Source organism: Enterobacter sp. PL1, assembly GCF_945957325.1.
GTDB classification, from domain to species: Bacteria; Pseudomonadota; Gammaproteobacteria; order Enterobacterales; family Enterobacteriaceae; genus Enterobacter; species Enterobacter roggenkampii.
Map to the genome: position 1 here is coordinate 1 of NZ_CAMFKT010000122.1, position 262 is coordinate 262.

The 262-nt window shown below is 52.3% G+C and carries 1 protein-coding gene; it reads left to right on the forward strand.

The window, feature by feature from the left end; all coding sequences use genetic code 11:
• Window positions 1–262 (forward strand): transposase (locus N6P30_RS24545; RefSeq protein ID WP_260630021.1); only part of this gene is annotated, 262 nt, incomplete at both ends.

Below are 262 nucleotides of genomic sequence, written 5' to 3' on the forward strand. Positions count from 1 at the left end.
GGGTGAAATCGCGCATCTGGTGATTGATTCCACCGGGCTGAAGGTCTTTGGTGAAGGCGAATGGAAAGTCAAAAAGCATGGCCAGGAACGCCGTCGTATATGGCGAAAGTTGCATCTGGCAGTTGACAGCAACACACATGAAATCATCTGTGCAAACCTGTCGCTGAACAATGTGACGGACTCAGAAGCCTTCCCGGGTCTTATCCGGCAGACTCACAGAAAAATCAGGGCAGCATCGGCAGACGGCGCTTACGACACCCAA